Origin of the sequence: Thalassolituus sp. LLYu03, from assembly GCF_050507655.1 — a bacterium.
Lineage (GTDB): Bacteria > Pseudomonadota > Gammaproteobacteria > Pseudomonadales > Oceanobacteraceae > Venatoribacter.
The window spans coordinates 1,563,178-1,588,012 of sequence record NZ_CP191496.1 but is presented as its reverse complement, the minus strand read 5'-3'; the positions used below and the strand labels follow the sequence as shown (position 1 = coordinate 1,588,012).

Below are 24,835 nucleotides of genomic sequence, written 5' to 3'. Positions count from 1 at the left end.
TACCTTGTCTTCACTGTGACGTTTTGTAAATACCAATCAGGACACTTTTGCCGCCACTTGGGAAAACGGGTAAACTCCCGCTGCAATTTTGGCCCGGATTTGCAAATTAAGGGGAGCCATCTCCGGGCGGTTAACTTCACTCAGACCCTGAACATAAAACCATAAGCAGGGTTCATCAGGAGGCGGTATGAACGAACAATTCTTCCAGGAACGTTACCCGGAAGGTTATCCGAGTTCTGTAGACCCGGATAAATACGAATCGGTAATCGAGATCTTCAATGGTTTCGTAAAACGCTTTGCCAGTAACCCGGCTTTCACCTGTCTGGGTCAGACCATGACCTACGCCGAGCTGGATAAGCAATCTGCCGCGTTTGCTGCTTACCTGCAGAACAACACCACACTGCAGGCTGGCGACCGTATCGCTGTTCAGCTGCCAAACATTCTGCAGTACCCGGTTGTGGTTTTCGGCGCTATGCGCGCTGGCATGATCGTGGTTAACACCAACCCGCTGTACACCGAACGTGAAATGGAACACCAGTTCAACGATTCCGGCGCCAAAGCTGTGGTTGTGCTGGCCAACATGGCCGACAAAGCTGAAAAAGTCATTCCGAACACCGGCATCAAGCACGTCATCATCACCAACGTGGGTGACATGCACGGTACGGTTAAGCGCGTGCTGATCAACAGCGTGCTGAAGTACGTGAAGAAAGAAGTACCGGCCGTGAACATTCCGGGCGCCGTACCTCTGCGCAAAGCCCTCGCACAGGGTGCTGGCAAAACTTTCACCCCGGTGAAAGTCGACCGTAACGACGTGGCCGTACTGCAGTACACCGGCGGTACCACTGGTGTTGCCAAGGGCGCCATGCTGACCCACCGCAACCTGATGGCCAACATGCTTCAGTGTCACGGCCTGTTCACCATGGTTCTGAGCGAAGGCAAGGAAACCGTGATCGCGCCTCTGCCGCTGTACCACATCTATGCCTTCACCGTGCATTGCATGGTGCTGCTGCAGACCGGTAACCACTCGGTACTGATTCCAAACCCTCGCGACATTCCGGGCTTCATCAAAACCCTGCAAACCTCTAAGTTCAGCGGTTTTGTTGGTCTGAACACCCTGTTCGTCGCTCTGTGTGGCCAGGAAGCATTCCGCGCACTGGATTTCAGCTCACTGAAGCTGACCATTTCCGGTGGTATGGCCCTGACCAAAGACGCTGCTGACCAGTGGAAAGCCGTTACCGGCTGTGAAATTGCCGAAGGTTTCGGCATGACCGAAACCTCGCCAGTGGTATCTTTCAACCCACCAGGTCACGTCAAGCTGGGCACCATTGGTATGCCAGTGGCTGGCACCGCGTGCAAAGTGGTCGACGATGCTGGCAACGAACTGCCGATCGGCGAGTCCGGCGAACTGTGCGTGAAAGGTCCGCAGGTAATGAAGGGCTACTGGCAGCGTCCGGAAGCCACCGATGAAACCATCGACGCCGATGGCTGGCTGAAAACCGGCGACATGGCCGTTATCTCTGAAGACGGCTACATGAAGATCGTGGATCGTAAGAAAGACATGATCATCGTGTCTGGCTTCAACGTTTACCCGAACGAAGTGGAAGACGTGATCGTGTCTCACCCGGACATCGTTGAAGCCGCCGCCATCGGCGTGCCTGATCCGAAGAGCTCCGAAGCGGTTAAAGTGTTCATTGTTTCCAAGAACGAGAACCTGACCGCCGCCGAAGTAACCGCCTGGTGCCGTGAGCGTCTGACCGCTTATAAAGTACCTCGCTTCATCGAGTTCCGCGATGAACTGCCGAAAACCAACGTCGGCAAGATTCTGCGTCGTGAACTGCGTGATGCGGAACTGGCAAAAGCCAAGTAAGACCGTCAGTCGCTAAACAGAAGCGCCCTGTATTTTCGGATACGGGGCGTTTTTATTCCTGCCTCCGGAGAATTGCGTGAGTACAGAAGCCTACAGCCCAGACTGGAAAGCCCTGCACAAAGCCATCGACCAGTGTCTGCTGAAAGACAGGTTCGCCTTAAAACGCCAGCTGAAGCAGATTCAGCAATTGCTGAGCGAGCAAAAGCCGTTTGATACCTTGCTGGAAAAACTGCTGAGCCGTATTCAGGCCAGCCAGTTACTGGTCAGCCAGCGCTCGTCAGATGTTCGCATTGATTACCCGGAAGGCCTGCCCGTCAGTGGCAGACGCGACGATATTCTTTCTGCCCTGAAAGCACATCAGGTGGTCGTGGTGGCGGGTGAGACCGGTTCCGGCAAAACCACCCAGCTGCCGAAAATCTGCCTGGAAGCCGGTTTCGGGCGCTTCGGCCGCATCGGCCACACCCAACCACGCCGGCTGGCCGCCCGCGCGGTGGCATCGCGTATTGCCGACGAGCTGAATACGCCACTGGGTAGCCTGGTGGGGTATCAGGTGCGTTTCACTGATCAGAGCTCAGACAGCACCCGCGTTAAACTCATGACCGACGGTATTCTACTGGCGCAAACCCAGCACGACCGTTTTCTGAATGAATACGACGTCATCATCATCGACGAAGCGCACGAGCGCAGTCTGAACATCGACTTCCTTCTGGGCTACTTGAAGCAACTGCTGCCGAAGCGCCCGGACCTGAAGATCATCATCACCTCGGCAACCATCGACGTTGACCGCTTCGCCAATCACTTTGCCAGCGCAGACGGCCAGCCGGCTCCGGTGATTGAAGTCTCCGGGCGGACATTTCCGGTGGAAATGCGTTACCGCTCACTGGTACGCGATGGCTACGAAGAAGACGACCGCAGCCTGTTTGAAGGCATTACCGATGCATTGGCGGAGCTGCGCGACGAAGACAGCCGCAAGGGGCGCCCGGGCGATGTACTGGTGTTCCTGCCGGGTGAGCGTGAAATCCGCGAATGCGCCGAGCACCTGCGTCGCGAACAATTACCCGCTACCGACATTCTGCCCCTGTACGCCCGCTTAAGCGGCTCGGATCAGCAAAAGATTTTCAGCCCTCACGGCGGTCGCCGCGTGGTGTTGGCCACCAACGTCGCCGAAACCTCGCTCACCGTGCCTGGCATTCGCTATGTGATTGATTCCGGCGTGGCGCGTATTTCTCGCTACAGCTACCGCAGCAAAGTACAGCGTTTGCCAGTCGAGGCTATTTCGCAGGCCAGCGCCAATCAGCGCGCCGGCCGCTGCGGCCGCATCGAGCCCGGCGTTTGTATCCGGCTGTACGAAGAAAGCGATTTTCTGGGACGCGATGAATTTACCGACCCGGAAATCCGCCGTACGAATCTGGCTGCGGTTATTCTGCAGATGCTGCATCTCAAGCTCGGCCGCCTGCAGGATTTCCCCTTTATTGATGCCCCGGATGAGCGCTTTATTAAAGACGGTTTCAATCTTCTGCAGGAGCTGGAGGCCGTCGACAATAAAGGTGAAATGACCGATCTTGGCCGGCAAATGGCACGTCTGCCGGTCGACCCTCGGATTGCCCGGATGCTGCTGGAAGCGAAGAAGCAAAACGCCCTGCGTGAAGTGCTTGTGATTGCTGCCGCATTGACGGTGCAAGACCCGCGTGAGCGCCCGCAGGAAAAGCAGCAGGCCTCCGATGAAAAGCACCGTCAGTGGCAGCACGAAGAATCCGATTTTCTGTCGCTGGTGAATTTGTGGTTTGGTTTCGAGGACCAGCGTCAGGAGCTGAGTCAGGCGCAATTCCGCAAGTGGTGCAGTAAAAACTTTCTGTCCTATATGCGCCTGCGCGAATGGCGCGATACGCATCGCCAGCTGCATCTGCTCGGCAAAGAACTCGGGCTGAACGAAAATGCAGAACCTGCCGGATACGATGCCGTTCATAAAGCGCTGCTGGCGGGTATGCTCAGTCAGATTGGTTTTAAAGCCGAAGGCGCCGAGTATCTGGGAGCACGCAATCGCCGCTTAACGATATTTCCGGCGTCCGGTCAGTATAAAAAGAAACCAAAATGGATCATGGCCGCGGAACTGGTGGAAACCAGCAAGATTTTCGCCCGCACTGTGGCGCGCATAGAACCGGAATGGATCGAAGAGATTGGCCGCCCATTACTGAAATATCAGTATTTTGAGCCGCACTGGCAAAAGGATCGCGGTCAGGTGACCGCGTTCGAGCAAAGTACTCTGTACGGCCTGACGATCAACCCGAAGAAGCGGGTGAATTACGCACTGATCGATCAGAACGAAGCGCGCGAAGTTTTTATCCAGCAGGCACTGGTTGAGCAGCAGTTCAACACCAGGCTGGCCTTTTATCGCAACAATACTCGCCTGCTGAAAGACGTTACTGAATACGAAGAGAAAGCCCGCCGCCGCGATCTGGTGATCGACGACGCCTGGCAGGCAGAGTTTTATCGCCGCCATTTGCCACTGGAATTTATTTCCCAGCGCCACCTTGAGCGCTGGTACGAAAAAGCCACGGCCGCCGAAAAGAAAGCGCTGGAATTTACCCGCGAACAATTGCTCAGCCCCGAGGCAGCCGGCATTGGCGCGCGCGATTTTCCATCCGAGCTCGAATGGCAGGGCATGGCCTTTCCGCTCAGCTACACCTTCGCACCGGGCAATGAAGACGACGGCGTTACCCTAAGCGTGCCGGTAGCTATGTTGCAGCAGGTGCCCGATGCTCAGATCGAATGGCTGGTGCCCGGCTTTATTGCCGAAAAGGTCGCCACCATCATCAAGGGCCTGCCGAAGACCATCCGTAAACTCTTCGTGCCCGTACCCACCACCGCAGAAGCCTTTCTGCGTCAGGCCGACAGCCGCCAGGGCGGTCTGTACAATCAGCTGCTGAATTTTCTGAATCAGTCGCTGCGCCCGGCGCTCGATCTGAACACCCTGCAAGCCATCGAACTGCCTGCTCACATGCGCATGAATTTCTGCGTGATGCAGGATGGCAAAGTGTTGCAGCAGGGACGTGATCTGGCCGCCCTGAAAGCGACCTGGAAAGACGCCGCGCAGGCGCAGGTGCAGACCCTGACCCATGGCGATTATCAGCGCTCCGGCATTCGCAGCTGGGATTTCGGTGATTTGCCGGAAACCATTCAGACCCAGGTGAACGGGCTGCCCGTACGCGCATTTCCATGCCTGAAAGTGCAGGGCGATGAGCTGGCGATGAGCGTCGAAGCGAACGCCAATGAGGCCAGCCGCAATCACAGAGAAGCCCTGTATCGCCTGATCCGGATCTCGCTGCCGGAACAGGAGCGCATGCTCAAATCCATCATCCAGAAAACCATGGCCAGTCGCTGGCTGCTGGCGAAAGGCATGGGCAATCAGCAGGAACTGGCGGCGGATCTTCTAGACGGCGCCTTCTGTCAGGTGTTCTTGGCGCCGGATGAGGGGCTGCCACGAACCCGCGAAGAATTTTCTGCGCGTCTGGAGCGGCGTTCAGAGTTGGTGGCCCATGGCGAAAAGCTCATGGGCCTGTTCTGCGAGTGGCTGGCGCTGCGTCATAAAATCCTCAAGAGCATGAGCGGGGCAGTAACCCTCGATAAGGCCATGGCCTACAGCGATGCCAAAGCCCACCTTGAACGCCTGCTGGCGCGTGGATTCATGGTGCGCGAGCCCTGGTCGCAACTGCAGTGTTATACGCGCTATCTGAAAGGCATTGAGTATCGCATTGATAAGCTGCAGGGCAATCTGCCACGCGATCGCCAGTCGATGCTGGAGTTTGAATCGGTTTGGGCGCCTTACGCCGATACTCTGAAGCGTATTGATCTGGACGATCACCCCGAATATCGCGAATTTGGCTGGTTGCTTGAAGAGTGGCGTGTGTCTCTGTTTGCTCAACCGCTCGGTACGCGCGAACCTGTCTCACTCAAAAGACTGAATAAACGCTGGCTGGAAATCCGCGACGTATAAAATTTTCTTTTCCCCGTGTAAGAACCGGGCGATGCTGGCGACTATGGGATTGCAGAGTAAAAAACCTGCTCCCTAGTCGCCTGATGGCATCACTGAAAAGGAAATGATCATGAACAACTCAAACAAATCCCTGTCCGCCGTTCTCGGTTCTGTGCTGTTTGCCGCCATTTCTCAGGGCGCGGTTGCCGCCGAAAACCCATTCACCAGTGTCGAACTGACCTCAGGCTATCAGCAACTGGCTGCCAATAACGAAGGCAACTGCGGTGCGAAGTCGTCTTCTGAAGCCAAATGCGGTGCAGACAAGGCCGCTAAATCTGACAGCGAAGCGAAATGCGGTGCCGATAAAGCGGCCAAGTCCGAGCGCGAAGGTCAGTGTGGCGCTGATAAAAAAGCCAGTAAATCCGAAAGCGAAGGCAAATGCGGCGAAGCCAAGTGCGGAGCTGACAAAAAATGATGCCTGTCGCCGGAAACAATTGGGTTTCCGGTGCTGGTCTGGGGCTGCGTCGCGGCCTCATTCCTCAGCTGCATGACCTTGACAGCCATGCTGTCGATTTCATGGAAATAGCACCGGAAAACTGGATTCACTCAGGGGGGCGCCTGAATCGTCAGCTGCGCGCATTTACCGAGCGGTTTGATTTTCTGGCGCACGGCTTATCGCTTTCTATTGGCGGCCCGGATCCTTTGGATAGGGAGCTTGTAAAAAGCATAAAAGCATTTCTGCAGGAACACGGCATAAAAGGCTACAGCGAGCATTTAAGCTACTGCAGCGCCGGTGGTCATCTGTACGATTTGATGCCAATTCCTATGACCGAAGAAGCGGTTCGTTACGTCGCAGAACGCATCGGTCAGGTACAGGATATTCTTGGCGAACGTTTGATTATTGAAAACGTCAGCACTTACGCAGAGCCTGGCAAAGAAATGGCAGAGGCGGATTTTGTACGCGCTGTGATCGATGCTGCCGACTGCGACCTGCTGCTGGATGTGAATAACGTGTACGTCAACGCCATAAATCATGGCGACAATGCACGCGATTTTATTTGCGCCATGCCGTCTGAGCGTATTCGCTATCTGCACATTGCCGGGCATTTCGACGAATCCGAGCAGTTGCTGATCGACACGCATGGCGCTGCGGTTAAAGACGATGTCTGGTCACTGCTGGAATTTGCCTATCAGCAGCACGGTGTGCGTCCGACCTTGCTTGAGCGCGATTTTAATTTCCCACCGCTTCACGAATTGCTGGCAGAGATCGATAGCATTCGCCGTTTTCAGTCGCAGTACGCCGCTGGCGGTACTGATTATTCGCTGCAACACCGAGAGTCACGACATGCCCTTGTCTGATTTACAGCATGCACTGGCGGGCGATATTCGCCACAACACCAATCTGACCGGCATTGCGCCAGACCGGCTGGGTGTGTATCAGGAAGTCTTTTTTAACAACATCAAAGGGTTTGCCGATTCAGCATTCCCTGTGCTCAGGGCGCTTATTGGCGACGACGCCTGGACCACTCTGGTGCGTCAATGGTTTGAGCACGAAAAACTTACAACGCCGTATTTTCTGCGCATAGCAGCAGAATTTTTAGACTGGTTCCAGCGTACGGATCTTGCGCTGAACTCTCCGGCGCTGGCGGAACTGGCGCACTACGAATGGCTTGAACTGGCAGTCGATACCTCGGACGACAAACGGGCCTCAGAAGGCGATATTCTGGCGGGTGTCCCTGTGCTGGCCAGTGGTGCGCAAGGGGCATTTTATCAGTATCCGGTGCACACACTGTCGACCGAACATCCGGTAGCCGAGGCAGCACCGACGGCGCTGATTGTATTTCGCGATCAGACCGACAAGGTGCGCTTTCTGCACACCAGTCCGGCAACGTTATCTCTGCTGCTGACACTTCAGGCTGAAGCCTTATCAGGGCGTGACGCCATTCAGCAGCTGCTTGGTCAGATGAATCTGAGCCATTCACAAGCCGCACAAACCGGCGCTGAAGCAACCCTGCAACAATGGTATCGGGATGGCCTGATACTGGGAGTAAAGCCATGAATGCTTTTTCTGCCTTAATCACGCGCGTGTCGGCAGCACTTACCAAGCTCGATTTCATTGCACTGACGTCAATCCGGGTTTATCTCGCCGCGGTATTCTGGGTGGCCGGTATGAATAAAGTCGCCGGCTTCGGCAATGTTGTTGAATGGTTTGGCAACGAAGAGTGGGGGCTTGGCCTGCCGTTTCCTGCGCTGATGGCGTTCCTCGCAACGGCCGCCGAGGTGGTTGGGGCGATTGCACTGCTCACGGGCTTTGCTGTGCGTCTGGCTGCTGTACCTCTGATTATTACCATGCTGGTTGCCATTTTTTCGGTGCATTGGCCCTATGGCTGGCAGGCGGTTGCCGACCTGCATTCGCCAGGTGTTACGGATGCCACACACGAAGCACTGACGCGCCTGCAGCGGGCACGCGATATTCTGCGCGAACATGGCAACTATGAATGGCTGACGGACAATGGTCGTTACAGTTTTGTGGTGTCCAATAACGGGGTCGAATGGGGTGTAACCTATCTGGTCATGCTGCTGGTTTTGATGTCGCAGGGCGCGGGACGCTGGCTCAGCGTTGATTATTGGCTGTCCCGTCGTTTTCTGAAGCCTGATTGAGCGCCATTGACGGAACACTGCCTCCCTTGGCAGGCAGTTGGCAGCGACGGCATTTTCCCCTTTAATAGCACCAACTGTTTTTGAAGGAACTGAATGATGCGCGCTGCATGGCTGCTGCCCCTGATGTTAGGTGCTTCAACTGCGATGGCAGAAAGCAAGGATCCCGATCCGTGGGAAGGCTTTAACCGCAAAGTCTTTGCATTCAACGAAACCATGGATAGATACGTGCTGAAGCCGGTTGCTGAGGGCTACCAGTACGTAACGCCAAAACCGGTCGACGATTCCGTTACCAATTTCTTCGGCAATATCGGTGACGTCATGGTGATCGTGAACGATGTTGGCCAGCTTAAGCTTGGTCAGGCGCTGTCGGATACAGCGCGTGTTCTGGTGAATACCACCATTGGTTTCTTCGGTGTGTTTGATGTGGCGTCACACATTGGCCTTGAAAAACACAACGAAGACTTCGGTCAGACGCTGGGCTACTGGGGTGTTGGTTCAGGCCCGTATCTCGTGCTGCCGTTTTTCGGACCGAGCACAGTGCGCGACACGGGCGGCCTGGGTCTCAACTACGTTTACGGTTTCGGCATTGGCGACGTAGGCGCCACCACCGCACAAGATTACAGTGGCTATGCCTTATGGGTGGCCGACGTGCGCGCCGACCTGATTGCCTCTGAAGCGCTTATTTCAGGCGACAAGTACACCTTTCTGCGCAGCTTCTATCTGCAGCGTCGTGATTACCTGATCAACGACGGCAAAGTTCAGGCGTCTTTTGATGATGACTGGGATGACTTTGACGACGAGGAAGAAGAGGATTGGGGCGACGACTGGGATAAGCCTGCCGACGAGTAATAAAAAAGCCCGCATTCAGCGGGCTTTTTTGTGCTTGCGTGTTACTTGCCGGTACGGCCCGGCAGAACTGCTTTCAGTTTATCGCGCATTTTCAGGATGGCATCGGCAGTTTCGTCCCAGCTGATGCAACCGTCGGTCACTGACAGACCGTATTCCAGATCATCCAGATTGGCCGGAATATTCTGGCGGCCGTGCTTCAGGTTGGATTCCACCATCAGACCAATAATGGATTGGTTGCCTTCCAGAATCTGATTGGTCACGTTCTCCAGAACCAGCGGCTGCAGAGCCGGGTTCTTGTTGGAGTTTTCATGGCTGCAATCGATCATGATGTTCTGTGCCAGATCGGACTTGGCCAGAGCCTGCTCCGCCAGCGATACATTAACGGAGTCGTAGTTTGGCTTGCCGCCGCCACCGCGCAGCACAACGTGGGCGTAAGGGTTGCCTTTGGTCGATACTATGGACACGGTGCCGCTCTGGTCAATACCCAGGAAGCGGTGCGGATTTGCCACGGACATCAGGGCATTGGTCGCTACAGTCAGGCTGCCGTCAGTACCGTTTTTGAAGCCAACGGCAGAGGACAGGCCTGATGCCATTTCACGGTGCGTCTGAGACTCAGTGGTACGTGCACCAATGGCAGACCAGGCGATCAGGTCTTGCAGGTACTGCGGAGAAATCGGATCCAGCGCTTCAGTCGACAGCGGCAAACCCAGCTCTGCCAGATCAATCAGCAGGCGACGGGAAATGTGCAGACCATCCTGAATTTTGAAGGTGTCGTTCATGTACGGGTCGTTGATCAGGCCTTTCCAGCCGACCGTGGTGCGCGGTTTTTCAAAGTAGACGCGCATAACCAGATACAGGGTGTCGCTTACTTCTTCCGCCAGCGCTTTCAGACGATGGGCATAATCTTTGGCGGCTTCTACGTCGTGAATGGAGCATGGGCCAACCACGATAAAAATACGGTGGTCTTTACGATCCAGAATATCGCGAATGACCTGACGACCTTGCTGAACGCTTTTAACAGCAGTTTCTGAGATCGGCATTTCCTTTTTCAGCTGATCCGGGGTGATCAGCGGCACAATAGACTCAATATTGAGGTCTTCTACACGTTTATCTGTCATTCTCGGTCCTAAATTCCCGGCAGGCGTCGGTCTGTTACAATGATGCCCGATTATGACAAATGACAACCGCGTTGCACATCCATTATCCCTATCGGGCGTGATAGATATCAGGTATTTACGCCTCGGTCTGCCGATGTGGTTCTTACCAGAATGGAAGGGCGGCCTGATTCGAGCCGACAGCTCGGCAGCCAATGCCCTGCAGGACTACGCCTCGGTTTTTGGCAGCGTAGAAGGCAATACCACCTTTTATGCGCTGCCTGCCCCTGAGCGTGCGGCGCACTGGCTCAGCCTGACGCCGGACGATTTCCGCTTCAGTTTTAAAGTACCGAAAAGCATCAGCCACAGCGCCAATATTTATCAGGCCTTACTAAAAGATACCGCTTTCCTTCCTTTTCTAGAGGTGGTCGCAAGGCGCTGCGGCCTGGTGATGCTGCAATTGCCGCCAAACTTTACGCCAGACAGGCTGACTGAACTTGAGCAGTTTATTGTTGAATTCACAAAGCTTACTGCCGTGCCGCTGGCCGTTGAATTCCGCCACATTGCCTTTTTCAGCAAAGGCCCGGCCGAATCCGCAGCACTGAGACTGCTCGCCGACCTGAATTGTGATCGGGTAAATTTTGACAGCCGGGGACTATTTGCAGATACGGCGCAGCTGCCCCAAATCAGCGAAGCGCAGGCCAAAAAGCCGCGCATGCCGGTACATCCGATCAGTACGGGCGACAATCCGGTTGTGCGCTTCATCGGTCACTCCGACTGGGCACTCAATGAGCATTACTGGAAGCAGTGGGGTGAGAAGCTGGTTGAATGGACGCAACAAAAGAAAACCTGCTGGGTTTTCATTCATACAGCAACGAACCGGGACGCTCCGGCGTTGGCGCGCCACATCAGCAGGCGCTGGGGGATTGAATTGCCGCCTGAGCCGGGTACTTCAGCTCAGACGGCGGATCTGTTTGCAGATGATTAGCTACGATTTACACAGGGTGCTGTAAACCGGCTGTTGTTAGCGCAGTTTTTCCTGAATGGCTTTGAAGCGGGCGACCTTTTCCGGGTCGAAAACAAGCTGGCCATTTTCATTGTCACCATCAAGCAGGCCTTCTTTAACGTAGCGTTTAATCGTGACGGCCTTCATTGCCAGAATCTCGGACACTTCATCCAGTGAAAGTTTGTTAGGTTGGCTCACGTTCTACCTCCTGTGTTATTCACTCAGGATAGACAAGCGAGCATCAACTGGCGTACGCCAGATGATGACTAACCTGACTTACTAAAAGAACGCGTACTTGGCGCCGAGGGCCATCAACAGGCTGGCAAGCACAGTTTTGAGCAGAGACTCAGGCACTTTACGGCTGATGTGGCTGCCAAAATGGATGGCAGGCAGTGAGCCGACCAGCAGGGCGCCAAGCAGAAGAAAATCCACATTACCCAGCACCATATGCATAAGGCCCGCACAAAGCGTCAGTGGCACCGCATGGGCGATATCGGTGCCCACCACATGGGCTGAACGCATCGCCGGATACAGCAGCATCAGAATGGCTGTACCGATGGCGCCAGCGCCGACGGAGGAGAGGGTGACGAACACGCCAAGAAGCACGCCCATCAGCAGGGTTGCGTGTGGACGAAAACGTGCGAGAGGTGAACTGCCGATACCGGATGTCAGTTTCTGAATACGGTTGCGGAACAGAATCGAGAGAGCCGTCAGCAGCAGCATGACGCCCAATGCGTTACGCAGCAGCAGGGCGTACTGCTCGGGATGCTGAAAGACGGTTTTAAGAGTAAGACCCGTCAGCAGGGCAGCCGGAATACTGCCAATGGCCAGCAGCTTCACCACGGACCAGCGGACATGCTTCTGCCGATGGTGACTGTACGCACCGCCAGCCTTGGTGATGCCGGCGTACATCAGGTCGGTACCCACAGCAATTTGCGGAGGGAATCCGAACAGCAGCAGCAGCGGGGTCATCAGGGCGCCGCCACCAATGCCCGTGATGCCGACAATGAAGCCTACGCCGGCGCCGGCGGCTATATATAACAAAAATTCCATCAGATATGGTCTAAACTGGTACGACTGGCTCTAAGAAAGGCTAATTTAGGCCCTGCCATCTATTCTGGAAAAGAATATTTGTTTATATTTTTATAACAAATACCTAGGGAAAGCGGAGAGGATTTATGAAGTTGCAGCAGCTGCGTTACATCTGGGAAGTTGCCCATCACGACCTGAATGTGTCGGCAACCGCTCAGGTTCTGTACACCTCTCAGCCCGGCATCAGTAAGCAAATCCGCCTCCTGGAAGATGAACTGGGGGTCGAGATCTTCGCCCGCAGTGGCAAACACCTCACCCGCATTACGCCCGCTGGCGAAGCCATCCTGCAAGTGGCTGGCGAGATCCTGCGCAAGGTCGAAAGCATCAAGCAGGTGGCGCAGGAGTTCAGCGACGAGGCCAAAGGCAGTCTGTCGATTGCTACAACGCACACTCAGGCGCGTTACGCACTGCCACCCGTGATCGAAAAATTCATGCGCCAGTACCCGGACGTCTCCCTGCACATGCATCAGGGTACGCCCATGCAGATTGCGGAAATGGCCGCTAACGGCACCACAGACTTCGCCATTGCCACCGAAGCCATGGAGTTGTTCGGCGACCTGGTGATGATGCCTTGCTACCGCTGGAATCGCAGCATTCTGGTGCCGCGCAACCATCCGCTGGCTCAGCATGCACGCCCGACGCTGGAGCAGGTGGCGGCCTACCCATTGGTTACTTACGTATTCGGCTTCACAGGGCGCTCACGCCTTGATGAAGCGTTCAAAAGCCGAGGTCTGACACCTCGGGTCGCCTTTACGGCGGCCGACGCCGACGTTATCAAAACCTATGTACGTTTGGGCGTGGGCGTGGGCATTGTGGCCAGCATGTCGATCGACGAAGAAACCGACTCCGATCTGGTGGCGCTGGATGCCAGTCATCTGTTTACGCCAAGCGTGACTAAAATCGGCTTCCGTAAGGGTACCTTCCTGCGCGGCTATATGTTCGACTTCATTCAGGCCTTTGCGCCACACCTTAAACGCGATCTGGTTGAGCGCGCCGCGTTATGCCACAACAAGCAGGAAGTGGATGACATCTTCCGTGGCATTAACCTGCCGGAGCACTGAGCTTCGCGGCAAAAGGCCAATAAAAAAGCCACCCTTGGGTGGCTTTTTTATTGGCACAGAAGAGCGCTGAATCAGCCCTTGCTGATCAGGTTGCCGGCGTGCAAACCACATTCTTTATGGCCGGCACCTTCCCACCACCAGCGCCCCTCGCGCTCGTGCTGGTTCGGCAAAATAGGGCGGGTGCAAGGCTGGCAACCGATGCTGACAAAGCCACGCTCATGCAGGCTGTTATATGGCACATCGAAGACTTTGATGTACTCCCACACCTGAGCGGAGGACCACTGCGCCAGCGGATTGTATTTTACCAGTTCACCGTTCTGGCCTTTAAAGGCAGTGTCGAGCTCTACCAGCTGCACATCAGAACGGGTGCCCGGGCTCTGATCACGACGCTGGCCTGTGATCCAGGCATCCAGTGTGGCCAGCTTGCCGCGCAGTGGAGCAATTTTGCGCACGCCGCAGCATTCCTGATGACCATCTTCGTAGAAGCTGAACAGACCCTTTTCGTTCACAAACGCCTGCAGCGCAGCCTGTTCGGGCGTGCGCACATCGATGCGAATGCCGTAATGCTTGCGCACCTTTTCGATGAATTCGTAGGTTTCAGGGTGCAGGCGGCCGGTATCCAGTGTGAAGATATCCACATCCGGTTTGATTTTGACGGCCATGTCGATCAGTACGACATCTTCAGCGCCACTGAAAGAAACGGCGATGGCGTTGTGTTGTTCAAGGGCGTAACGGATCAGGTCTTTAGGGCGTTTGGCGGCGAACTCTGCGTTCAGGCCGGAAAAATCACGAGTGTTGCTCATCTTGTCTGCTCGGTTGCTGCAGGCGCACGCGGACGTGGCTCAGGCTTATATGAATGCGTTAAAGGTTAGCACGGCATTCTTAGGTCAAATAATAATAAAACGTCATATTGTTATGCCAGACACAGTTAAAACCTCAGGCATCATGTTGTCTTGTGGGCATCATCTGGATAGAGTACGCGCCCAGTAATACTGATCAACGCATTTACGGAGTTGTCATGGAAATCGCGTGTCTAGACCTTGAAGGTGTACTGGTTCCGGAAATCTGGATTGAGTTCGCCAAAAAAACCGGTATCGAAGAGCTGAAAGCCACTACCCGCGATATTCCGGATTACGATGTTCTGATGAAGCAGCGCCTGCGCATTCTGGATCAGCACGGCTTTAAACTGCAGGACATTCAGGATGTGATTGCCACCCTGAAGCCACTGGATGGTGCAGTTGAATTCGTCAACTGGCTGCGTGAACGCTTTCAGGTGATCATTCTGTCCGACACCTTCTACGAATTCTCTCAGCCTCTGATGCGCCAATTGGGCTTCCCGACGCTGTTCTGTCACCGCCTGATCACTGACGAAACCGGCCGTGTAACCGACTACAAGCTGCGTCAGGCCGACCCTAAGCGTCAGTCAATCCGCGCACTGCAGACCATTTACTACCGCACCATCGCGGCTGGTGATTCGTACAACGACACCACCATGCTGGCCGAAGCGGATGCAGGCATTCTGTTCCACGCGCCACAGAACGTGATCGACGAATTCCCGCAGTTCCCGGCTGTGCACACCTATGAAGACCTGAAAAAGGAATTCATCAAGGCCAGCAATCGCGAACTGTCTCTCTGATCAGTAAGCGCAAGCCAATAAAAAAGCCACCTCAGGGTGGCTTTTTTATTGGGCGGGCGGCGGCGGTATAAAACTCAGACGCCGGAATACAGATGCGCCCGGATTGAGGGCAAATAAGGCTCGTCCGAGATGCGCTGATCGCCGCGCCGCTGGCGCGTACGGGCTTCCGGCGGCTCACTGGCAATCTGGTTGAATTCCGGCAAAAGCTCACCGGGAACAAAGAGTGGCAACGGCGCATTCATCGCCTGTCGCGCCCGCGGTGCATCGTTGCCGTACACCAGATTGGCGCGAACCACAGGCGCCAGCGTCTGGACCTGAGCCAGGGACTGCTGCAGCGGCAGGGCCGCAAGCTTTGCCAGTTGCACCTGAATATGGGTTTTGTCTTCCCCCAGGGCGAGAAGCTTTTGCTCAGCCTCAGACACCGACAGCCGCTTAATGCTGCGCCCATGGGCATACCAGCTGAAGCCCACCCTGAGCGGCAAATGCTCAAGCACCGGCAAGTGGCGGTAGCACTGTTTCAGATGCAGGCGACTCAGGCCGGAGAAATGCAGTGAGTCACGCAGAGAGGCATGGCGCTGTGCCAGCTGATCCAACCGATCATGCAGATCAGCCTTTTCAAGTTCCGACTGAAGCTGCTGCACCGCGGTGCGGAAGTCATCCTTGCGCTCATTGGCAAGGCGGGCCGCCTGCATAATGGACTCATTGGCGGCAATCAGGCCGTGACGACTGCGGGTTTCCCGCCCATCCTGCCCGTCGCGATACCAGACATCCGTAATCAGTTCGCCCAACAATCCGGCCGGCGTCATTCCGGTTGATTCCTCGAGTGGCGACAAGGGGAGCCAGAGTGGCGGCTGAACGCTGGTAATGAGCTGACGCACATGACGCAAGGCGGCCATCATGGCATCAAAGCGTTCGACAATATCCGGCGCACTCATGCGAAAGGCAGCCCGTCACGGGCGCGATTGCGCGCCTGAATAAACGCGGCATGTGGCACGTACAGCAAATCAGCGATGCGTCGCACCATGTGTTCTTCGTATTTATCGAGCTGCTGATCGGCATAAGCGACCGCCCAGAGACCATGAATCAGACGGTACTTTTCGTCGTCACTGAAGGCCTTGTTGATCACTTCTGTAAACTGAAACAGATCATTGGACACGGATACCTGACTGAGCGCCCGCTGGAGCAGGGCATCGCAATCGCCAGCATCGAGGCCGAATACCTGCCCGAGCACCTGCTTCAGCGAGTCCGCCTCAACGGCGTCGACATGGTGATCCGCCCGCATAATCTCAACCAGTAAGGCCGCGCAGGCCAGCGGCAGATCATGAGGCTTGCGCGCGGAATCAGGCGCTGAAAACAGCGCCAGAAAACGATCTATCAAGCCAGATGCTCCAGACGTTGACGCAGCAGGGCTTCCAGCTTGCCCTGATCCTGCGCGAAGCGGCGGATACCGTCCGCCAGTTTTTCAGTCGCCATCGCATCCTCATTCAGTGCCCAGCGGAATTCCGCTTCTGACACAGCAAAGCGGGGAAGGTTCGCAACCGCCTGTTCCGCCACCAGCTTACGGGGCAGTACCGCATCCGCAGCACTCAGCTCGGCCAGCAGATCCGGACTGATGGTCAGCTTATCGCACCCGGCAAGCGCCTCGATTTCACCGCAATTGCGGAAGCTGGCCCCCATAACGACGGTTTTATAACCGTGCGCCTTGTAGTGGTGGTAGATCTGAGTAACGGACACAACCCCCGGGTCACGCTCACCGCTGAAGTCTTCACCCGGGCGGGCGGTCTTGTACCAGTCGAGGATACGGCCAACAAACGGAGAGATCAGGGTGACGCCGGCTTCCGCACAGGCAACGGCCTGAGTGAAGTTAAACAGCAGCGTCAGGTTACAGCGGATGCCTTCCTGCTCAAGAATTCGGGCGGCTTCAATGCCTTCCCACGTAGAGGCAATCTTGATCAGGATCCGTTCTTTACCAATACCGGCTTCGCTGTACAGCGCGATCAGGCGTCGGGCTTTATCGATGGTGGCATCACGATTGAACGACAGTCGGGCGTCCACTTCGGTGGATACCAGGCCCGGTACCAGTTTCAGAATTTCGGCGCCGATGGCCACGGCAATTTTATCAACCGCCTGCGCGATCACATCATCGCCTGACGTACGTGCGCGAGCCCATTGCAGCGCATCGTCAATCAGGGCGGAGTAGGCCGGCATTTCTGCGGCTTTCAGAATCAGTGACGGGTTGGTGGTGGCGTCTTCGGGCTGGTGCTTGCGAATGGCTTCGATATCACCGGTATCGGCGACCACAATGGTCATCGATTTCAGGGCGTCCAGTTTGCTCATAGTGCTTCCGCTATAGTCATTGAGGATGTGTTGGACGACAGACTGACATGCGCATGTTGCGCCCGTGTGATTACACGGTCAGAATGGAATCTTCATAACCAATTGGTTATGTTTGATTCTGATGAAAGCACGTCCAAACAATCACTTGCGAGGTTTTATGGAAGCACTATACACGATTGCGTTTTGGTTGTTCACGACTGTCGCCTTTGCGGCGGAGGCTGTCTGGATCGATGTCAGAACACCGCAGGAGTACCAGTCGGGGCATAAAGAAGGGGCCTACAACCTGCCTCACAATGACATTGGCGAGTCCATTGGTGCACTGAACCTCAGCAAGGATGCCGAAATTAATCTGTACTGCCGTTCAGGCAAGCGGGCCGGCATGGCCAAGGCCACGCTGGAAGCACTTGGCTACCAGCATGTGACCAACATTGGCGGACTGAATGATGCCCTGAGCTTTCAGGCCAGTCAGTCGTCCAACTGAACATTGGCGAGTGTCGCCAGCGCTTCTTCAAGCACCTCGACACCCGAGCCCTTGCGTGGCGCCTTCTCGCTCAGCACCCGGCGAAACAGCCGGGCGCCTGGCTGGCCATTAAACAGGCCCAGTATGTGACGGGTAATGTGATGCAGGGTGGCGCCCTGACTGAGCTGTTGCTCAATGTACGGATAGAGGCTGCGGATCAGCGCTGTCTTATCGCTGGCAAATTCAGGTGATGCTGCGCCATACCAGAGCCCATCTACATCGGCCAGAACAGAAGGGTTGTGGTAAGCCTCGCGGCCCAGCATAACGCCATCCACCTGCTTAAGGTGGCCCGCCACTTCGTCCTGAGTTTTGATGCCGCCATTCACCAGAATCTCCAGATCTGGGAAATCCTGCTTGATCCGGTAAACCACATCGTAATGAAGCGGCGGAATCTCACGATTCTCTTTCGGTGAAAGCCCCTGCAGGATGGCTTTGCGCGCATGAATGATAAAGGTCTTGCAGCCGGTCGCCGCCACAGTTTCCACAAATGCCGCCAGCTGCTCGTAGCTGTCCTGATCGTCAATGCCGATGCGGTGCTTAATGGTGACGTCGATTTCGCAGGCGTCCTGCATCGCTTTGATGCAATCAGCCACCAGCTGTGGATGCGCCATCAGGCAGGCGCCAATCATGTTGTTCTGTACCCGGTCGCTAGGGCAGCCGACGTTGAGATTAACCTCGTCGTAGCCCCATTCCTGAGCAAGACGAGCGCACTGGGCCAATGCTGCAGGATCGCTGCCGCCGAGCTGCAGGGCAATCGGATGCTCCAGATCGTTATACGTCAGATGGCGCTCAGGCTGGCCGTGAATCAGAGCGCCGGTGGTAACCATTTCCGTGTACAACACGGCATGGCGGGTCAGCTGACGCCAGAAGTAGCGGCAATGGCGGTCAGACCACTCCATCATGGGGGCCGTCGTAAAACGACGATTAATACTCATACGGAATTACTCAGGAGAAGACTGCAGCAGCTCGCGGCATGCTTTCTGATAGCGACCGCGACTGACAAGAAAATGCCAGCGTTTGCCACCGACCTGGCGCCATAAAATGGCGGCACGGATACCGGACAGCAAAATGGCGCGAACACGATTGGCTGTGTGCGGATTCTGCAAAAACGCCGGATTGCCGGTCACATGAATGCGGAAAGTGAGATTGCTCAGCGTCTGCTTGTACAGATCCGCAAGAGCCGCCACGGTATTTTCGTGCGCAGGACCAAAATGGGAGGCCTGACGCGCGGCCGACTGAATACCATCGCCAAGCGTGCTGAGCATGCCTGGCTGGCGAGCCAGTTTTCGTTCAAGGTGAATCAGGCTCAGCGCGTAACGGGTAACATCGGGACTCAGTCCTTTGGGATTCTGGCCGAGCAGACTGCCCAGATGATTCAGTCCGACACTGAGATTCAGGCGCGGACTGCCGTACACATCGTTAAAACGTTCGGGCGATTGAACGAACAGGGCCTTCAAAAGCGGCGTTGTGGCATCAGCCGCGGTATCGCCGGTGCGCGCCAGCTGCTCAACCAAGGAAGCAGCCTGCACAATAGCCGCCAAGGCGATGGTCTGTTCCTGATTACGATTCATCGTGATTGCCCGTCTGCTCAATAACGCCACCGCCAAGGCAGCGGTCGGCGACATAAAATACCGCTGACTGACCCGGGGTTATGGCGCGCTGGGGCTCGTCAAAGGTTACTTTATAACCGGATCCCGTTTTCTCAATCAGGCAGGCCTGATCGTCCTGACGATAGCGAACCTTGGCGGTGCAGCGCAGTGGCAGTTGCGGCTCGTCATTCACCCAGAACACCTGACCTGTGGTCAGCCAGTCTTTAAAAAGAAGAGGGTGGTTTTTGCCCTGAACAGCGACCAGAACATTACGTTCAAGATCTTTACCGGCGACAAACCACGGATCATCCGAGAAGCCCGACAAGCCGCCGATACCCAGCCCCTGACGCTGGCCGAGCGTGTGGTACATAAGCCCCTGATGCTCACCGATATCAACGCCCTGATCGGTTTCAATGCGCCCGGGCTGCGCCGGCAGGTATTGTTTCAGGAAGTCACGGAAGCGACGCTCACCGATAAAACAGATGCCGGTAGAATCCTTCTTGGTCGCCGTAACCAGACCCTGAGCTTCCGCGATGCGTCGTACTTCTGGTTTTTCCAGCTCGCCAACCGGAAACAGGGTCTGGGCAATTTCATTGCCGCCGACCGCATGCAGGAAGTAGCTCTGGTCTTTGTTCGGATCCAGACCTTTCATAAGATAGGTTGTGCCGTTTTCATCAAGACGGCGAACGTAATGCCCGGTGGCGATCAGATCGGCGCCGAGCACTTTGGCGTATTCCAGAAAGGCTTTAAATTTGATTTCACGGTTGCACAGAATGTCGGGGTTAGGTGTGCGACCGGCTTTGTACTCGGCCAGAAAATACTCGAACACGTTGTCCCAGTATTCGGCCGCGAAGTTCGCCTGATGCAGGTGAATCCCCAGCTTGTCGCACACTTGTTGCGCATCAGCCAGATCTTCTTTGGCGGTGCAGTAATCCGTGCCGTCGTCTTCGTCCCAATTCTTCATAAACAGGCCTTCAACCTGATAACCCTGTTGCATCAACAGGTAGGCAGAGACGGAGGAATCAACACCGCCGGACATGCCGACAATGACTTTGGTTTCAGCAGGGGATTTCATATCAGGGGTGCTCAACAATCACACTCAGCGGGTAACGGGTACCCTTCAAATAGTCTTCAACACAGGTCAGAACCATGGGGCTGCGCAGATATTGCGACGTGCGCAGCTCTTCAATGGTCATCCACACAGGTCCGACAATGCCGTCATCAAGCTGCGCATCGGGCACTTCGCGCACCGGCGAGCCGCAGAAACAGTATCTGTGATAGGTAATACCATTGGCGGGAGCCGTATAAATGTAGAGGCCGACAAGCCCCTGTACGGCGACTTCCCAGCCTGTTTCTTCCAGCGCTTCGCGCACTGCAGCGGCAACAATGGTTTCGCCTTGCTCAACATGGCCGGCCGGCTGATTGATCACTTCCGCACCCAGAGCGACCTCTTTCACCATCAGGAAGCGCCCCTGATGTTCAATGACGGTGGCAACGGTTGCGTGTGGTGTCCAACGCTCAGTCATGGCATTACCCGGTTCAAAATGGGCGGCAATTCTATCGAAAAGTGCTGTAAATGTCTCATTTGCGCGCTGACCTGCGCGCTCCCGGGCGCGTTGATTTCCGGGATGCAGCGTTCCGTGGAGCGGATGGCGCGTCGGGCATATGGATGTTTTCGACACGATATTCGCCGGGTTTAAGATCGCTGATTGACCAGGGGCCAATCTGAACACGGACAAGGCGCAATGTCGGGAAGCCAATGGCGGCCGTCATGCGCCGGACCTGGCGGTTACGCCCCTCGCTGATGCGTATTTCCAGCCACTGAGTCACATCATTCAGGCGAAAGCGCACGGGCGGATTTCTCTCCCACAACGACGGAGGTTCAAGCAGGCGTACCTTGGCCGGGCGGCAGGGACCGTCTTTCAGGCTGATGCCTTTGCGCAAGGGTTCAAGGTCGGCCTCGGTTGGGGCTCCTTCAACCTGAACCCAGTAGGTTTTTTCCATCTTGTGGCGGGGGTCGGCAATTTTTGCCTGCAAAGGCCCACTGTCTGTCAGCAACAAAAGGCCTTCAGAGTCATAATCAAGGCGTCCGGCAGGGTAAACCTCTGGTAGGTCAATACAGGCCTTGAGCGTGCAGCGACCTTCGTTGTCACTAAACTGGGAGAGGACGTTAAAGGGCTTATTTAAAAGGATGAGTTTGGCCATGGTCGTATTGCAGCTCTGTAACAAAACTACTTATTCTTTTGTCTAGCTTGCATTTTTTGTAGAAAAACTACAAATTAGCGCACCGAGCTCACACGAGCTGCCGGAACCCTCCGGCCCCTAGTGGCGACTGTCTCCGATGGGTTAAGAGCCCACCGGAATCCGGAACAGAGAGACGCTACCAGAGGAACAGGCCGACCAAAAGTCAGCATCCCCTGCGTCTCAGCGAAACAGCAACCAGCCTTATTCAGGAGTTAGAATGTCTACTGATACCCCTAAGATCATTTATACAGAGACCGATGAAGCGCCCGCACTGGCGACGTATTCTCTGCTTCCGATCATCAGAGCGTTCACTCAGCCCGCCGGCATCGCCGTAGAAACCCGCGACATTTCCCTGGCGGGACGTATTTTAGCTGCATTTCCTGAATATCTGACCGAAGAACAGCGCCAGTCTGACGATCTTGCTGAGTTGGGCGAACTGGCCAATCAGCCTGAAGCCAACATTATTAAGCTGCCAAACATCAGCGCATCGCTGCCGCAGCTCATTGATGCCATCAAGGAACTGAAGGCCAAAGGCTTCAAAATTCCGCGTTACATTGAAGAACCGACCACCGAAGAAGAGAAAGAAGCCAAGCGTCGCTACGACAAGATCAAAGGCTCTGCGGTAAACCCGGTTCTGCGTGAAGGCAACTCCGACCGTCGCGCTCCGGCATCTGTTAAACAGTATGCACGCAAAAACCCGCACAGCATGGGTGAATGGCTCTCTACCTCCAAGACCCATGTGGCACACATGGATCACGGCGATTTCTACGGTAGCGAGAAGTCTGTAACCGTACCGGCCGCTACCAGCGTTGCCATTGAGTTCACAGGCAAAGACGGCGAGAAAAAAGTTCTTAAGGCCAAAACCAGCCTGAAAGCAGGCGAAGTCATCGACGCGTCAACGTTAAGCGTTAAAGCCCTGCGTGAGTTCTACGCGAAAGAATTTGCTGCAGCGAAAGAAGAGGGTGTACTGGCCTCCCTGCACCTGAAGGCCACCATGATGAAGGTTTCCGACCCTATCATCTTCGGCCATGCCGTCTCTGTGTTCTTCGCTGACGTATTCACTAAATACGCCGACCTGTTCCACGATCTGGGTATTAATCCAAACAACGGCATGGGCGATCTGCAGTGGAAGCTGCGTCACCTGCCGGAAGATCAGCGCCAAGCAATTGAGGCCGATATTGAAGCCTGCTATGCCAAGCAGCCTCCGCTGGCGATGGTTAATTCAGATAAGGGCATTACCAACCTGCACGTGCCGAATGACGTCATCGTCGACGCATCCATGCCAGCCATGATCCGCGCATCAGGCAAGCTGTGGGCTAAAGACGGCAGCACTCAGGATACCAAGGCGATTATTCCAGACCGTTGCTATGCCGGCGTGTATCAGGAAACCATCGATTTCTGTAAGAAGAATGGTGCATTCGATCCACGCACCATGGGCAGCGTGCCGAACGTGGGCCTGATGGCGCAGAAAGCAGAAGAATACGGCTCTCACGACAAAACATTTGAGATCGAAGCCGACGGCGTTGTGCGTGTCGTTGATGAAGCTGGCAATGTTCTGCTGGAGCACAATGTTGAGAAAGGAGACATCTGGCGCATGTGTCAGGCCAAAGATGCTCCAATCCAGGATTGGGTAAAGCTGGCGGTTACCCGTGCCCGCCTGAGCAACACTCCGGCGATTTTCTGGCTCGACAAAAACCGCGCTCATGATGCGCAGCTGATCACCAAGGTTGAAAAATACCTGGCCGATCACGATCTGACAGGTCTGGATATCAGCATTCTGTCGCCAGAAGAAGCAACCCGCGTCAGTCTGCAGCGCGCCAAAGAAGGCAAGGACACAATCTCTGTTACCGGCAACGTGCTGCGTGACTACCTCACCGACCTGTTCCCGATTCTGGAGCTGGGTACCAGTGCCAAGATGCTGTCCATTGTTCCGCTGATGGCGGGCGGCGGTCTGTTTGAAACCGGCGCTGGCGGCTCGGCTCCTAAACACGTTGAGCAACTTGTACAGAAGAACCACCTTCGCTGGGATTCACTGGGCGAGTTCATGGCGCTGTCTGCCTCACTTGAGCACCTCGCTCAGGTAACCGGCAATGATCGCGCACAGGTTCTGGCCGAGACTCTGGATGAAGCGACCGGCCGTATTCTGGATCACAACAAATCACCATCCCGTAAAGATGGCGAAATTGATAACCGTGGCAGTCATTTCTATCTGGCATTGTACTGGGCTCAGGCCCTGAGCGAGCAAAACAAAGACGCAGCTCTGCGTGATTGTTTTGATCGTCTGTATCACACTCTGGCCGACAATCGCGCCAAAATCGTTGCCGAGCTGGGCGCCGCCCAGGGAACCCCAGCTGATATTGGCGGCTACTACCGTCCGGATCCGAAGAAGGCAGAAGCCGTTATGCGTCCAAGCGCTACGCTGAATGCTGCCATTGATGGTCACAAGTGCTGAGCAATCAGCACGCAATAAAAAAGCCGCTTTAAGCGGCTTTTTTATTATCCTCAAAGACCATTCAGGCCTCTTCCGCAGCCCCCTGAGGCGATGTCTCTGACTGCTCATTGCTGCCAATGGCGCGAATATTAATGGCGTGAGTACCTTTGTCGCTGGGCTTGGTTTCAAACTCAACGGCCTGACCGGCTTTCAGCGTCCGGTAACCATCCATTTGAATCATTGAATAATGGGCAAAAAGGTCTTCATTACTGTCATCGGCCAGAATAAATCCGTAGCCTTTGGCGTTGTTAAACCATTTTACTTTCCCTGTTTTCATCGCTGCCTCCCTGTTGCCCGCTATTTTGTTATGGGAAATGCCTCAGTTGGCTAAATCTTACACTACGCCCGGTGCCAGACAGCGTCAAGCCTCAGGCATTAGCCATAAGTCCAGACAATTCGGGGCCCAGAAGAGTGC

Annotated in this window: 25 protein-coding genes; 12 read left to right on the top strand and 13 right to left on the bottom strand. The window is 55.3% G+C overall.

Annotated features, from left to right (window positions below; translation table 11 throughout):
- Positions 1-187: 187 nt before the first annotated feature.
- The 7 genes from ACQUQU_RS07250 (at position 188) to ACQUQU_RS07220 (ending at position 9,350) form a co-directional block, all read left to right on the top strand.
- Positions 188-1,867, top strand: coding sequence for an AMP-binding protein (locus tag ACQUQU_RS07250; protein ID WP_430462573.1), 1,680 nt, complete (start codon positions 188-190; stop codon positions 1,865-1,867).
- A 76-nt stretch (positions 1,868-1,943) separates the two neighbouring features.
- Entirely contained in the window at positions 1,944-5,861 is a 3,918-nt protein-coding gene (gene hrpA, locus ACQUQU_RS07245) for an ATP-dependent RNA helicase HrpA (protein WP_430462572.1), read from the top strand.
- A gap of 109 nt (positions 5,862-5,970) precedes the next feature.
- Positions 5,971-6,315, top strand: coding sequence for an HvfA family oxazolone/thioamide-modified RiPP metallophore (locus ACQUQU_RS07240; RefSeq protein WP_430462571.1), 345 nt, complete (start codon positions 5,971-5,973; stop codon positions 6,313-6,315).
- Positions 6,312-7,199, top strand: coding sequence for an HvfB family MNIO-type RiPP peptide maturase (locus ACQUQU_RS07235; RefSeq protein WP_430462570.1), 888 nt, complete (start codon positions 6,312-6,314; stop codon positions 7,197-7,199). Before ACQUQU_RS07240 ends, ACQUQU_RS07235 begins: the two co-directional genes overlap by 4 nt.
- Entirely contained in the window at positions 7,192-7,899 is a 708-nt protein-coding gene (locus tag ACQUQU_RS07230; RefSeq protein WP_430462569.1) for an HvfC family RiPP maturation protein, read from the top strand. The genes ACQUQU_RS07235 and ACQUQU_RS07230 overlap by 8 nt, the downstream gene beginning before the upstream one ends.
- Positions 7,896-8,501 carry an HvfX family Cu-binding RiPP maturation protein gene (locus ACQUQU_RS07225; RefSeq protein ID WP_430462568.1) on the top strand — a complete coding sequence of 202 codons (606 nt, stop codon included), beginning with the start codon at positions 7,896-7,898 and terminating at the stop codon, positions 8,499-8,501. Before ACQUQU_RS07230 ends, ACQUQU_RS07225 begins: the two co-directional genes overlap by 4 nt.
- A 93-nt stretch (positions 8,502-8,594) precedes the next feature.
- Entirely contained in the window at positions 8,595-9,350 is a 756-nt protein-coding gene (locus ACQUQU_RS07220; protein ID WP_430462567.1) for an MlaA family lipoprotein, read from the top strand.
- 41 nt (positions 9,351-9,391) lie between these two features.
- Here the strand turns inward: ACQUQU_RS07220 and ACQUQU_RS07215 are convergent, their stop codons facing one another.
- Positions 9,392-10,468, bottom strand: a complete 1,077-nt coding sequence (locus ACQUQU_RS07215) for a 3-deoxy-7-phosphoheptulonate synthase (RefSeq protein ID WP_430462566.1) — start codon at positions 10,466-10,468, stop codon at positions 9,392-9,394.
- Between the two features lie 52 nt (positions 10,469-10,520).
- Between ACQUQU_RS07215 and ACQUQU_RS07210 the strand changes: the two genes are divergently transcribed.
- Complete coding sequence (locus ACQUQU_RS07210) at positions 10,521-11,432, top strand: DUF72 domain-containing protein (protein WP_430462565.1); 912 nt, start codon at positions 10,521-10,523, stop codon at positions 11,430-11,432.
- Positions 11,433-11,468: 36 nt separating this feature from the next.
- Here the strand turns inward: ACQUQU_RS07210 and ACQUQU_RS07205 are convergent, their stop codons facing one another.
- Together ACQUQU_RS07205 and ACQUQU_RS07200 are read right to left on the bottom strand one after the other, a co-directional pair.
- Positions 11,469-11,648 carry a MerR family transcriptional regulator gene (locus ACQUQU_RS07205; RefSeq protein WP_430462564.1) on the bottom strand — a complete coding sequence of 60 codons (180 nt, stop codon included), beginning with the start codon at positions 11,646-11,648 and terminating at the stop codon, positions 11,469-11,471.
- An 81-nt stretch (positions 11,649-11,729) separates the two neighbouring features.
- The gene (locus ACQUQU_RS07200) at positions 11,730-12,503 is read right to left on the bottom strand and encodes a sulfite exporter TauE/SafE family protein (RefSeq protein ID WP_430462563.1); all 774 of its coding nucleotides are present in this window, start codon (positions 12,501-12,503) and stop codon (positions 11,730-11,732) included.
- Between the two features lie 125 nt (positions 12,504-12,628).
- Between ACQUQU_RS07200 and cysB the strand changes: the two genes are divergently transcribed.
- Positions 12,629-13,603 (top strand): HTH-type transcriptional regulator CysB, encoded by a 975-nt coding sequence (cysB, locus tag ACQUQU_RS07195; protein ID WP_430462562.1) that lies wholly within the window; start codon positions 12,629-12,631, stop codon positions 13,601-13,603.
- A 71-nt stretch (positions 13,604-13,674) separates the two neighbouring features.
- On the opposite strand, the gene ACQUQU_RS07190 is transcribed toward cysB, so the two are convergent.
- Positions 13,675-14,406 carry a phosphoadenylyl-sulfate reductase gene (locus ACQUQU_RS07190; protein WP_430462561.1) on the bottom strand — a complete coding sequence of 244 codons (732 nt, stop codon included), beginning with the start codon at positions 14,404-14,406 and terminating at the stop codon, positions 13,675-13,677.
- 215 nt (positions 14,407-14,621) lie between these two features.
- Between ACQUQU_RS07190 and thrH the strand changes: the two genes are divergently transcribed.
- A complete protein-coding gene (gene thrH, locus ACQUQU_RS07185; RefSeq protein WP_430462560.1) occupies positions 14,622-15,239 on the top strand; it encodes a bifunctional phosphoserine phosphatase/homoserine phosphotransferase ThrH in 618 nt (205 codons plus the stop codon).
- A gap of 74 nt (positions 15,240-15,313) precedes the next feature.
- Here the strand turns inward: thrH and ACQUQU_RS07180 are convergent, their stop codons facing one another.
- From ACQUQU_RS07180 to tal, 3 genes are read right to left on the bottom strand one after another with little or no spacing between them, the layout of a single operon-like run.
- The gene (locus ACQUQU_RS07180; protein ID WP_430462559.1) at positions 15,314-16,174 is read right to left on the bottom strand and encodes a DNA replication terminus site-binding protein; all 861 of its coding nucleotides are present in this window, start codon (positions 16,172-16,174) and stop codon (positions 15,314-15,316) included.
- Positions 16,171-16,617: a TerB family tellurite resistance protein gene (locus ACQUQU_RS07175; protein WP_430462558.1), complete on the bottom strand. Its 447-nt coding sequence runs from the start codon at positions 16,615-16,617 to the stop codon at positions 16,171-16,173. Before ACQUQU_RS07175 ends, ACQUQU_RS07180 begins: the two co-directional genes overlap by 4 nt.
- Entirely contained in the window at positions 16,614-17,576 is a 963-nt protein-coding gene (gene tal / locus ACQUQU_RS07170) for a transaldolase (RefSeq protein WP_430462557.1), read from the bottom strand. The genes ACQUQU_RS07175 and tal overlap by 4 nt, the downstream gene beginning before the upstream one ends.
- A 157-nt stretch (positions 17,577-17,733) precedes the next feature.
- Here tal and ACQUQU_RS07165 point away from each other — a divergent pair, with 157 nt between their 5' ends.
- Positions 17,734-18,057 carry a rhodanese-like domain-containing protein gene (locus tag ACQUQU_RS07165; protein WP_430462556.1) on the top strand — a complete coding sequence of 108 codons (324 nt, stop codon included), beginning with the start codon at positions 17,734-17,736 and terminating at the stop codon, positions 18,055-18,057.
- Here ACQUQU_RS07165 and dusA read toward each other — a convergent pair.
- Genes dusA through ACQUQU_RS07140 form a run of 5 tightly spaced genes read right to left on the bottom strand, consistent with a single transcriptional unit; the run spans position 18,042 to position 21,890 of the window.
- Positions 18,042-19,031 (bottom strand): tRNA dihydrouridine(20/20a) synthase DusA, encoded by a 990-nt coding sequence (gene dusA, locus ACQUQU_RS07160; RefSeq protein WP_430462555.1) that lies wholly within the window; start codon positions 19,029-19,031, stop codon positions 18,042-18,044. The genes ACQUQU_RS07165 and dusA overlap by 16 nt on opposite strands.
- Positions 19,032-19,037: 6 nt before the next feature.
- On the bottom strand, positions 19,038-19,667 hold the full coding sequence (hflD, locus tag ACQUQU_RS07155; protein ID WP_430462554.1) for a high frequency lysogenization protein HflD: 630 nt from the start codon (positions 19,665-19,667) through the stop codon (positions 19,038-19,040).
- On the bottom strand, positions 19,657-20,760 hold the full coding sequence (gene mnmA / locus ACQUQU_RS07150; protein WP_430462553.1) for a tRNA 2-thiouridine(34) synthase MnmA: 1,104 nt from the start codon (positions 20,758-20,760) through the stop codon (positions 19,657-19,659). The genes hflD and mnmA overlap by 11 nt, the downstream gene beginning before the upstream one ends.
- Position 20,761: 1 nt before the next feature.
- Positions 20,762-21,211 (bottom strand): NUDIX hydrolase, encoded by a 450-nt coding sequence (locus tag ACQUQU_RS07145; RefSeq protein ID WP_430462552.1) that lies wholly within the window; start codon positions 21,209-21,211, stop codon positions 20,762-20,764.
- Between the two features lie 55 nt (positions 21,212-21,266).
- Complete coding sequence (locus ACQUQU_RS07140) at positions 21,267-21,890, bottom strand: pseudouridine synthase (RefSeq protein ID WP_430462551.1); 624 nt, start codon at positions 21,888-21,890, stop codon at positions 21,267-21,269.
- 256 nt (positions 21,891-22,146) lie between these two features.
- Between ACQUQU_RS07140 and ACQUQU_RS07135 the strand changes: the two genes are divergently transcribed.
- Positions 22,147-24,381 (top strand): NADP-dependent isocitrate dehydrogenase, encoded by a 2,235-nt coding sequence (locus ACQUQU_RS07135; protein ID WP_430462550.1) that lies wholly within the window; start codon positions 22,147-22,149, stop codon positions 24,379-24,381.
- A gap of 61 nt (positions 24,382-24,442) precedes the next feature.
- On the opposite strand, the gene cspD is transcribed toward ACQUQU_RS07135, so the two are convergent.
- Positions 24,443-24,697 carry a cold shock domain-containing protein CspD gene (gene cspD / locus ACQUQU_RS07130; protein WP_430462549.1) on the bottom strand — a complete coding sequence of 85 codons (255 nt, stop codon included), beginning with the start codon at positions 24,695-24,697 and terminating at the stop codon, positions 24,443-24,445.
- Between the last annotated feature and the right edge of the window lie 138 nt (positions 24,698-24,835).

Coding starts and splice junctions, on each gene's coding strand:
- ACQUQU_RS07250 (WP_430462573.1), top strand. CDS start 188: ATGAACGAACAATTCTTCCAGGAACGTTACCCGGAAGGTTATCCGAGT.
- ACQUQU_RS07240 (WP_430462571.1), top strand. CDS start 5,971: ATGAACAACTCAAACAAATCCCTGTCCGCCGTTCTCGGTTCTGTGCTG.
- ACQUQU_RS07235 (WP_430462570.1), top strand. CDS start 6,312: ATGATGCCTGTCGCCGGAAACAATTGGGTTTCCGGTGCTGGTCTGGGG.
- ACQUQU_RS07225 (WP_430462568.1), top strand. CDS start 7,896: ATGAATGCTTTTTCTGCCTTAATCACGCGCGTGTCGGCAGCACTTACC.
- ACQUQU_RS07220 (WP_430462567.1), top strand. CDS start 8,595: ATGATGCGCGCTGCATGGCTGCTGCCCCTGATGTTAGGTGCTTCAACT.
- ACQUQU_RS07215 (WP_430462566.1), bottom strand. CDS start 10,468: ATGACAGATAAACGTGTAGAAGACCTCAATATTGAGTCTATTGTGCCG.
- ACQUQU_RS07210 (WP_430462565.1), top strand. CDS start 10,521: ATGACAAATGACAACCGCGTTGCACATCCATTATCCCTATCGGGCGTG.
- ACQUQU_RS07200 (WP_430462563.1), bottom strand. CDS start 12,503: ATGGAATTTTTGTTATATATAGCCGCCGGCGCCGGCGTAGGCTTCATT.
- cysB (WP_430462562.1), top strand. CDS start 12,629: ATGAAGTTGCAGCAGCTGCGTTACATCTGGGAAGTTGCCCATCACGAC.
- ACQUQU_RS07190 (WP_430462561.1), bottom strand. CDS start 14,406: ATGAGCAACACTCGTGATTTTTCCGGCCTGAACGCAGAGTTCGCCGCC.
- thrH (WP_430462560.1), top strand. CDS start 14,622: ATGGAAATCGCGTGTCTAGACCTTGAAGGTGTACTGGTTCCGGAAATC.
- ACQUQU_RS07180 (WP_430462559.1), bottom strand. CDS start 16,174: ATGAGTGCGCCGGATATTGTCGAACGCTTTGATGCCATGATGGCCGCC.
- tal (WP_430462557.1), bottom strand. CDS start 17,576: ATGAGCAAACTGGACGCCCTGAAATCGATGACCATTGTGGTCGCCGAT.
- ACQUQU_RS07165 (WP_430462556.1), top strand. CDS start 17,734: ATGGAAGCACTATACACGATTGCGTTTTGGTTGTTCACGACTGTCGCC.
- dusA (WP_430462555.1), bottom strand. CDS start 19,031: ATGAGTATTAATCGTCGTTTTACGACGGCCCCCATGATGGAGTGGTCT.
- hflD (WP_430462554.1), bottom strand. CDS start 19,667: ATGAATCGTAATCAGGAACAGACCATCGCCTTGGCGGCTATTGTGCAG.
- mnmA (WP_430462553.1), bottom strand. CDS start 20,760: ATGAAATCCCCTGCTGAAACCAAAGTCATTGTCGGCATGTCCGGCGGT.
- ACQUQU_RS07145 (WP_430462552.1), bottom strand. CDS start 21,211: ATGACTGAGCGTTGGACACCACACGCAACCGTTGCCACCGTCATTGAA.
- ACQUQU_RS07140 (WP_430462551.1), bottom strand. CDS start 21,890: ATGGCCAAACTCATCCTTTTAAATAAGCCCTTTAACGTCCTCTCCCAG.
- ACQUQU_RS07135 (WP_430462550.1), top strand. CDS start 22,147: ATGTCTACTGATACCCCTAAGATCATTTATACAGAGACCGATGAAGCG.
- cspD (WP_430462549.1), bottom strand. CDS start 24,697: ATGAAAACAGGGAAAGTAAAATGGTTTAACAACGCCAAAGGCTACGGA.